We start from the raw sequence: 8968 nt of genomic DNA, 5'->3' as shown, positions 1-8968 counted from the left end.
CGCAGCACGTTCCCCTCAGCATCAGAAACAGCAAACTTCATCCCATTCGTATGCCGCGGCAACACCGTCAACGGATGCAGGATCATATCCTCCACGGCGTAGTCCAGGAGCACACCGCCAGCGAGGTTGAGCTTCCCCGTTTCGGCAATGGACGCCAATCGCTCTTCTACCTCGTCAGGCAGAATCGTCTCGGGGTCGAAGCCCTCAAGCCCAAGCAGCACGGCCGTGAATGTCCCGTGTCCCTTGCCGGTTGCAGCCAGCGAGCCGTACAGGTCAACCCGCAACCCGGCAACAGATTCGAGCATTCCGGACTCACGCAACTCACGGGCAAACATCGCCCCGGCGCGCATCGGTCCCACAGTATGAGAACTCGACGGGCCAATACCCACAGAGAACAGATCAAAGACCCCAACGGCCATGTCATTTCCTAACTAAGTAAAACGAAAAAGAACCCGCCCCGCCCCCAACAAACGGAGCGGACCCCCATCCCCAAATCCGAACCCCTCGCCGGTTCGGGGGTTCCCAGCGGAACATGCCGTGCGAACGGCACCTTCCGCAGCCAACCCCCGAACCCGACCAGAACACCCCCCACGCTCCCAAACCAACCCGTCGCCCGAGGAACACCCCCGGCAGCCAGACCTAGTCACAACAAGCGAACCCGGCGGTCCTGTCGCTAACGGCAACCCGAGAGCTGGCCCCTTCGGGTCCGGGCTCCGGCAGCATGCGTCCAAGGGAGCGTCACGTCCGCCCAGCGGGCGTCTACGCGACCGAGCATGCAGAGGAGGTCGGACCCGACGGGCAAACCGAACCCGACGGGCGAACCGAGCTCCGAGGCGACTTACGAGAGCTCCGAAACCCCCGGGTACAGCGGATGCGCCTTCGCCAGCACGTCAACACGGTGCCGCAACCCGGAAAGGTCCGCATCGGCGTCGGCCGTCAACACTTCGGCGATGACGTCCGCAACCTCGCGGAACGCCTCTTCGCCGAATCCGCGCGTAGCCAACGCAGGAGTGCCGATGCGCAGGCCGGAGGTGACCATGGGCGGACGCGGGTCGAAGGGGACGGCGTTGCGGTTGACGGTGATGTCGATCGCGGCGAGGCGGTCTTCGGCTTGCTGGCCGTCGAGTTCGCAGTTGCGGAGGTCGACGAGGACCAGGTGTACATCAGTGCCGCCGGAGACCACGCTGATGCCCTTGGCAGCGACGTCGGGCTGGACGAGTCGCTCGGCGAGGATGCGGGCACCGGCCAGTACCCTTTCCTGACGCTCACGGAACTCCTCGGAAGCGGCGATCTTGAACGCGACGGCCTTCCCGGCAATGACGTGCTCCAGCGGTCCGCCTTGCTGGCCCGGGAACACGGCCGAGTTGATCTTCTTTGCGATGTCGGCGTCGTTGGAGAGGATGATGCCGCCACGCGGACCGGCGAGGGTTTTGTGTGTGGTGGACGTAGTGACGTGAGCGTGCGGGACCGGCGAGGGGTGCAGGCCTGCGGCAACCAAGCCGGCAAAGTGGGCCATGTCCACCATCAAGTAGGCACCCACGGAGTCCGCGATTCGGCGGAACTCGGCGAAGTCCAACTGCCGCGCGTAAGCGGACCAGCCGGCCACGATCAGCGCGGGCTTGTGCTCTTGGGCCAGGCGCTCCACCTCGGCCATGTCCACCGTGTGGGTATCCTCGCGGACACCGTAAGGGACCACGTTGTAGAGCTTGCCGGAGAAGTTTATCCGCATGCCGTGGGTCAGGTGGCCGCCGTGGGCGAGGTTCAGACCCATGATGGTGTCGCCGGGCTTGATGAGTGCGTGCATCACGGACGCGTTTGCCTGGGCACCGGAGTGCGGCTGGACGTTGGCGAACTCTGCGCCGAACAGGGCCTTGATGCGGTCAATCGCGAGCTGTTCGATCACGTCAACATGTTCGCAGCCGCCGTAGTAGCGCTTGCCGGGGTAGCCCTCGGCGTACTTGTTGGTCAGCACGGAACCCTGAGCCTGCATGACTGCAACAGCTGTGTGGTTCTCCGACGCGATCATTTCCAGGCCGTCGCGCTGCCGACCCAGTTCGTCGTCGATCTTTGCAGCGATTTCAGGATCCAGCTCGGACAGTTGGGCGTCCAACGACGCCGACACAACCTGCTGAAAGTCAGTTACAGATACCGGGTTCACAGTTCTCCACCGTTCGTTGCAGCGTATTCTTCGGCCGACATGAGCGGCCCTTCTTCAGTGGCGGCCACCTTGAACAGCCAGCCGGCGCCATAGGGATCGTTGTTGATGAGGGCGGGATCGGTGACGACAGCGTCGTTGATCTCGGTCACCTCGCCCGTCACGGGTGAGTAAAGGTCCGATACCGACTTGGTCGATTCCACCTCGCCACAGGTCTCACCCGCCGTAACAGTGGATCCGACCTCGGGCAGGTCTACGTACACAATGTCGCCCAGGGCGTCAGCGGCAACCGCGGAGATCCCGATACCCACAGGCCCGTCGCCATCGACGGCAACCCACTCGTGTTCGGCCGAGTACTTCAGCTCGGCAACTACTTTGCTCATTCCAATTCCTCACTTCTCGTATGTCTAAAAAATGTTCGTGTTCACGGTGACACTTGGGTTGGGTGCCGGACACCGAATTCCTCCGCGTGCTGCTCCTCCGTCGCTTTGACGCACGCTTCCGGAGTCCGGCTCCCCTCCGCCGGCCGTCACTTTATGGACCGCTCACCTTCAGAAAGGCCCGCGAACCGAGGCTTGGAACCCGCCTTTCAGCAGGTTGCCTCGGTCTCTTGGTTCCGTGCGCAAGGTGAGCCGCCGGTCCCTTTCGGGTTTGGCCTCCGGCAGCATGCGTCTAAGGGAGCGTCGCGTCCGCTCAGCGGGCGCTTTCGCGACCGAGCATGCAGAGGAGGTCAAAGCCGACGGGACCTACTTAACCCGCCGCTCAACGGGCGCTTCTGCGACCGGGCCCGCGGAGGATGTCACTCTCACCGGGACCTACTTTTGGCGCTTGTAGAACGGCAGGCCTACCACTTCGAAGGGTTCCGCTTTGCCGCGAAGATCGACGTCCACGATGGTGCCCGGCTCTGAATGCTCGACGTCGACATACGCCAAGGCGATCGGATAACCGAGCGTGGGGCTCGGCTGGCCGGAGGTGACCTCGCCAATCAGGGAGCCGTCCTTGAGGACTGAGTAGTGTGCGCGGGCGGCACGGCGTCCGGCACCCTTGAGGCCCACGAGCTTCTGTCCAAGGGTGGACCCGACGCCCGCAGCCTTGATGGCGGTGAGCGCGTCGCGGCCGATGAAGCCGCCTTCCTTGGCCAGGGAAACTACCGGGCCAAGCCCTGCCGCGTAGGCGTTGACGTGGCGGGAAAGCTCGTTGCCGTACAAGGGCATTCCGGCTTCGAGGCGCAGGGAGTCGCGGGCAGCGAGGCCGGCAGGGATGAGGCCTTGGTCTTGGCCTGCTTCGAGCAGCGCTTCCCAGAGTCCAGCGGCGTCGACGTTCGGGATGTAAATCTCGAAGCCGTCCTCACCGGTGTATCCGGTGCGGGCCAGCAGCAGGTCCTGGGTGCCGCCGTCGAACGTGATGGAGACTTCCACCGCCGCGTAGTACTTCAGTTCCGTGACCATCGCGTGCTGTTCTGCCGGGACGAGACCCAGCAGGATGGCTTCGGCGTTGGGACCCTGCACTGCGATCAGTGAAGTCTCGGCGGAGGCGTCTGCCACCACGACGTCGAACCCGGATGCGCGCTCCAGGAGCTCCGCAGCAACCACCTTCGCGTTGCCCGCGTTGGGGACCACCAGGTACCTATCCCCGCCTTCTTCGGGCGAGGGGCGACGGTAGGTGATGAGGTCGTCGATGATGCCGCCGTCGGCGTTGCAAATCAGCGAGTACTTGGCCTTGCCCACGGCCACTGCTGACAACTTTCCTACCAGCGCGTAGTCCAGGAAGGCAGCAGCATCGGGCCCGGTAACCCACACTTCGCCCATGTGGGAGAGGTCGAACAGGCCCGCGGTCTTGCGGACTGCATGGTGCTCGGCGAGCTCGGACTCGTACTTGAGAGGCATCTGCCAGCCGCCGAAATCGGTGAATGAAGCGCCGGCCTTTTTGTGCTGCTCGTAAAGGGCTGTGTAGTTCTCAGACATGATCGGGTGTCCTTAGTTTTCGACGTCAGCAGTGTTCTCGAATGCTTCGAGAGGCGGGCAGGAGCACACAAGATTCCGGTCACCGGCGGCGCCGTCGATCCTGCCAACCGGCGGGAAGTACTTGTCCTGCTTGAGGTGATGGACGGGGAACGCGGCCTGCTCCCGCGGGTAGTCGCGATCCCAATCGGAGTTCACGACGGCGGCAGCCGTGTGCGGTGCGTTGCGCAGCGGCGACTTCTCAACAGTGAAATCACCACTGGCCACCTGCTCGATCTCGGCACGGATGGTGATCATGGCTTCGATGAAACGGTCGATCTCCGCCAGGTCCTCGGACTCCGTAGGCTCCACCATCAGGGTCCCGGCAACGGGGAACGCGAGAGTGGGAGCGTGGAAGCCGAAGTCGATCAGGCGCTTGGCAACGTCTTCGGCCGTAACGCCGGTGCGGGCCGTCAGCTCACGGAGATCCAGGATGCACTCATGGGCCACGAGTCCGCCCTCGCCCGTGTACAGGATGGGGAAGTGCTCATCCAAGCGGGAAGCAACGTAGTTGGCTGCCAGCAACGCCGACTTGGTAGCCTCCGTCAGCCCCTGGCCGCCCATGAGCTTCACGTACGCCCAGGAAATCGGGAGCACGCCGGCCGAGCCATATCGCGAAGCCGAAATGGCAACACCGGTGGCAGTGTCCTCAGAAGAAACAGCACTGTTGGCGTCGCCCGGCATAAACGGAGCCAAGTGAGCCTTAGCAGCAACAGGACCAACACCTGGTCCGCCACCGCCGTGCGGGATGCAGAAGGTCTTGTGCAGGTTCAGGTGGGAAACGTCGCCGCCAAACTTACCCGGCTGGGCAAGGCCAACCAACGCGTTCAAGTTGGCACCGTCAACGTACACCTGGCCGCCGGCTGCGTGGATCGCGTCGCACACCTCGCGGACGTCGGCGTCATACACACCGTGAGTGGACGGGTAGGTGATCATGATGCAGGACAGGACGTCCTTGTTGGCTTCGATCTTGGCGGCAAGGTCCGCGTGATCGATGGTGCCGTCGGCAGCCGTAGCCACCACAACTACCTTCATGCCCGCCAACACAGCAGACGCCGCATTGGTGCCGTGAGCCGACGCCGGAATCAGGCAGACGTTGCGCTGTTCATCTCCGCGGGACAGGTGGTAGCCGCGAATCGCGAGCAGGCCCGCGAGCTCGCCCTGGGAGCCTGCATTCGGCTGGATGGAAACCTGGTCGTAGCCCGTGATCTCAGTAAGATCGGCTTCCAGGTCCTCGATCAGTTCGCGCCAACCTGCTGTCTGGTGGTCCGGAGCAAACGGGTGGATGGAGGCGAACTCAGGCCAGGAAATGGCTTCCATCTCCGCTGTGGCATTGAGCTTCATGGTGCAGGAACCCAGCGGGATCATGGTGCGGTCCAGTGCCAGGTCCCGGTCGGACAGCTTGCGGATATAGCGCAACAGCTGCGTCTCGGAACGGTGGGTGTTGAACACCGGGTGCTGCAGGAAATCGGAGCTGCGGACCACGTCTGCGGGAAGCTCGAACCCGGCGGTTTCCCCTACAGGACCGGCGCCGAAGGCTACGGCCACCGCCGAGAGGACCTCCGGCGTCGTGGTTTCATCAATGGAGACGCCAACGGTGTCCGCATTGATGAGGCGCAAGTTGATGCCGCGGGCTTCGGCGGCCGCGATGACTTTATCGGCTTTGCCGGGTACGCGGACGGTGAGGGTATCGAAGAAAGTGTCGGAGACGAGTTCGCGGCCGGCCTTCTGTAGGGTCGCCGCCAAAGCACGGGCGTGACCATGAACGGTTTCGGCGATAGCCTTCAGCCCTTCCGGACCGTGGTAAACGGCGTACATCGAGGCCACGATCGCCAGGAGAGCCTGCGCGGTGCAGATGTTGGACGTCGCCTTTTCGCGACGGATGTGCTGCTCGCGGGTTTGGAGGGCCAGGCGGTAAGCAGGGACGCCGGCGTTGTCCTTGGAAACACCAACAATGCGGCCAGGAAGTGTGCGCTCCATGCCTTCACGCACGGCCATGTAGGCAGCGTGCGGGCCACCGAAGAACAGTGGAACGCCGAAGCGCTGCGCGGTTCCGACGGCGATGTCCGCACCTTGTTCGCCCGGGGGCGTGATGAGCGTGAGCGCCAGCAAATCGGCGGCCACGGTGACCAGCGCACCGCGTTCCTTCGCGGAAGCGATCACGCCGGAGTGGTCGAACACGCGGCCCGAAACGCCGGGCTGCTGAAGGACGACGCCGTTGATGTCGCCGTCGGGAAGCCCTGCCGAAAGGTCGGAAATCTGAACTTCGAAGCCCAACGCCTCGGCGCGACCCTTCACGATCGCGATGGTCTGCGGAAGGAGGTCGGCGTCGAGGACAGTCTTGCCGTCCTTGGCATTCTTGTTCTTGTTGGCGCGGCGCATCAGCAACACGGCCTCGGCCACGGCGGTTGCTTCGTCCAGCAACGAGGCGTTGGCTACGGGAAGTCCCGTGAGGTCCTGCACCATGGTCTGGAAGTTGAGCAGTGCCTCAAGGCGGCCCTGGGAAATTTCCGGCTGGTACGGCGTGTAGGCCGTGTACCAGGCGGGAGCTTCGAGGATATTTCGGCGAATGACCGGAGGCGTGACGGTGTCGTAGTAGCCCTGGCCGATCATCTGGACGGCGGTCTTGTTCTTGGACGCGAGCTTGCGGAGCTCGGCGAGGACCTGCACCTCGGTGAGGGCATCCTGCAACTTCAGGGCAGTTTCCTGGCGGATGGAATCGGGAACCGCGACATCTACCAAGCCGTCGACAGAGTCGTAGCCGATGGCCTTGAGCATGGTGTCAACGTCGGCTTGGCGGCGGGCGCCGATGTGCCGGTCCGCGAAGGCGGTGGGGGTTGATTGAACAGTCAAGAGGAACTCCATGATTCAGGCGCCCAGTGAGCGCCACGATGATGTGGGGTTCCTCCCCGCTCTGTATTGGACCTGAGAGATTCCGCAGCAATTGTTGCCTGCTTGCACCGTCGGTGAGCCCGGTTACCCGGACTGCTTTCCAGAGTTGCCTAACCGCGGCGGTACATGGGCCTGAGAGATTCCTGGGGAGGATTTGCTCCTACGGCGCCTGACTGGATGTACCGGCAGGACTCTCCCGCCGCAGATCAATAGCGTTGCATCACCTGGGTGACACGCTTCACACCATAGCTGGTTGTTTTGAAAATGCGCAAGCAAGGTATGGCTACTGATGCATCGCTTCATGGATCTGCAGCGCAAACCACAATTGGGCGACCGTGGACGTTTCACCCATGTCCAGCCCTGTCAGTTCGCCAATTTTCCGCATTCGATAGATGATCGTCTGCCGGTGGGCGAAGAGCGCCGTCGCAGTCTTTTGCCAAGAGCGTTGCGAGTCCAAATACGTCCTCAAGGTGACAATGAGATCGCCTTCCCGGCCCTGCTCGTAGTCGAAAATCGGCCCCAAAAGACGGCGGACCAAGGCTGTCCCTTCCTCGAAACTGGTGAGTCCAAGCCACGATGGCCCCTCGGCATAGCGGGCCAGCCGCAAGTTGTTGGCACGGGCAGAACCGAGCGCCCAGAGGGACTCCTGTAGTGCACCCTGGATGTTGGCGACAGCTGCCGGCGCACTGATTCCAATGGCGGCGCCTTCCCCGGCGCAGTGCACCAGCACTTCATCAGAAACGTCGGCCGGGACCACCACGTGGAGCCTGTTATTCCGCTTCAACGTGGCCGACGCAACCCCATGCCGCCACAGTTCGATATGAACGTTAGCCAGCCTGTCGCCGTCGTCCGCTGTTTTGTTGCCGGCCGCCTCGGACATGGAGGCGAGCAGGAAACCCTGGGGCGGAACCTCAAAACCGGCCAGCCGGCTCTCCATCTCGGCCGCGCCCAAACGTCCATCCATGGCCTGCAGCAGGAACTCACCTGCCAGTCGGTGGCGGCCTTCCAGCGACAAAACGATGCGCGAAAGTTGCAGCCCCAGCACGGTTGCGGCGTGAAGAAGCACGACGGCGTCCGGGTGCGGTTCGCTGTTGGGCAGCACCACCAGGAGCGCGTTGGCGTGGGTGGGAATATCCATGGTGAGCACGTGCCTGCCGCGGATGCGGTGCCACTGGAAGTTCTTCCCGGCGAGGGATACCTGCCCGGACAAGGGAGCCCATTCCTCGGCGAGGAACACCGGAAGTGACTGCCCGTCAGGATGCCAAGGATGGAGGCAGCGCCTATCCACCACGAACAGGTCCGCGTCGAGCTCGGTGGCGAGCCTTTGGACGAGGCTCTGCCAATGGTCCTCGGAGGCTCCCGCGGTGCGGAGGAGGTCGTAAACACGGGCCGTTTGCCTCAATCGGCGGGACTCCTCCAGCAGCGAGGATTCGGCCACCGAACGGGCAATCGCGATGAACGGCAGCGGATACGGGATGTTGATCAGGGGCAGCGGAAGGCGGTTGCAGGCCTCCAGGAATTCCTCCGTAAGTGGCGGAGCGTGCATCTTCTCACCGATCGCCAACGCGCTGGCGCCACTATCCATCAAAGCTTCGGCGAGCGCTACCTGCCCTTCGGCGTCGGCGGGAATGGAGAGGCCATTGGTCATCATGAGCTCCCCACCGGTCACCCACTCCCACAGCCTGGGCAGGTCCGAGGTATGGGCCCAAGTGATGCGATTACCCAAGCCGGCGGGTCCGGCCATCAGGGTGAGTCCCAGCTGCGGCTCTGCGACGAGTTCAGCCACCGTAATCGCCATGTTTCGCCCCGATTCTTGGTCTGCTTGTTCGGCTTCAGCCGCAGGATATCGCGGCACTTAGACATTCGTCTAAACGACTCGGCCATTTGTAGTCAATGTACCGCTATCCGGGGTGATCCACGT

The 8968-nt window shown here is 63.2% G+C and carries 6 protein-coding genes and 1 riboswitch; all 6 genes read right to left on the bottom strand.

Annotated features, from left to right (window positions below; translation table 11 throughout):
* Nucleotides 1–419 (bottom strand): serine dehydratase beta chain (locus tag ACIQTW_RS17155; protein ID WP_402939262.1); only part of this gene is annotated, 419 nt, incomplete at its 3' end.
* 419 nt (nucleotides 420–838) lie between these two features.
* A complete protein-coding gene (glyA, locus tag ACIQTW_RS17150) occupies nucleotides 839–2158 on the bottom strand; it encodes a serine hydroxymethyltransferase (RefSeq protein WP_402939259.1) in 1320 nt (439 codons plus the stop codon).
* Nucleotides 2155–2538 (bottom strand): glycine cleavage system protein GcvH, encoded by a 384-nt coding sequence (gcvH, locus tag ACIQTW_RS17145; protein ID WP_090821801.1) that lies wholly within the window; start codon nucleotides 2536–2538, stop codon nucleotides 2155–2157. Before gcvH ends, glyA begins: the two co-directional genes overlap by 4 nt.
* A 432-nt stretch (nucleotides 2539–2970) precedes the next feature.
* Nucleotides 2971–4119, bottom strand: a complete 1149-nt coding sequence (gene gcvT / locus ACIQTW_RS17140; protein WP_402939256.1) for a glycine cleavage system aminomethyltransferase GcvT — start codon at nucleotides 4117–4119, stop codon at nucleotides 2971–2973.
* Nucleotides 4120–4131: 12 nt separating this feature from the next.
* Nucleotides 4132–7020, bottom strand: a complete 2889-nt coding sequence (gene gcvP / locus ACIQTW_RS17135; RefSeq protein ID WP_402939253.1) for an aminomethyl-transferring glycine dehydrogenase — start codon at nucleotides 7018–7020, stop codon at nucleotides 4132–4134.
* Nucleotides 7021–7157: 137 nt separating this feature from the next.
* Nucleotides 7158–7256: riboswitch (glycine riboswitch) on the bottom strand.
* Nucleotides 7257–7330: 74 nt separating this feature from the next.
* Entirely contained in the window at nucleotides 7331–8845 is a 1515-nt protein-coding gene (locus tag ACIQTW_RS17130; protein WP_402939250.1) for a PucR family transcriptional regulator, read from the bottom strand.
* Nucleotides 8846–8968 lie beyond the last annotated feature (123 nt).

It is taken from the genome of Paenarthrobacter sp. NPDC090517 (genome assembly GCF_044769165.1).
Taxonomy (GTDB): domain Bacteria; phylum Actinomycetota; class Actinomycetes; order Actinomycetales; family Micrococcaceae; genus Arthrobacter.
The sequence above is the reverse complement of the archived record's forward strand: the minus strand, read 5'-3'. Positions and strand labels throughout refer to the sequence as shown.

Bases quoted from the DNA above. Each gene is read 5' to 3' on its own strand.
- gcvH (WP_090821801.1), bottom strand. From the start codon at position 2,538: ATGAGCAAAGTAGTTGCCGAGCTGAAGTACTCGGCCGAACACGAGTGG.
- gcvT (WP_402939256.1), bottom strand. From the start codon at position 4,119: ATGTCTGAGAACTACACAGCCCTTTACGAGCAGCACAAAAAGGCCGGC.
- ACIQTW_RS17130 (WP_402939250.1), bottom strand. From the start codon at position 8,845: ATGGCGATTACGGTGGCTGAACTCGTCGCAGAGCCGCAGCTGGGACTC.
- gcvP (WP_402939253.1), bottom strand. From the start codon at position 7,020: ATGGAGTTCCTCTTGACTGTTCAATCAACCCCCACCGCCTTCGCGGAC.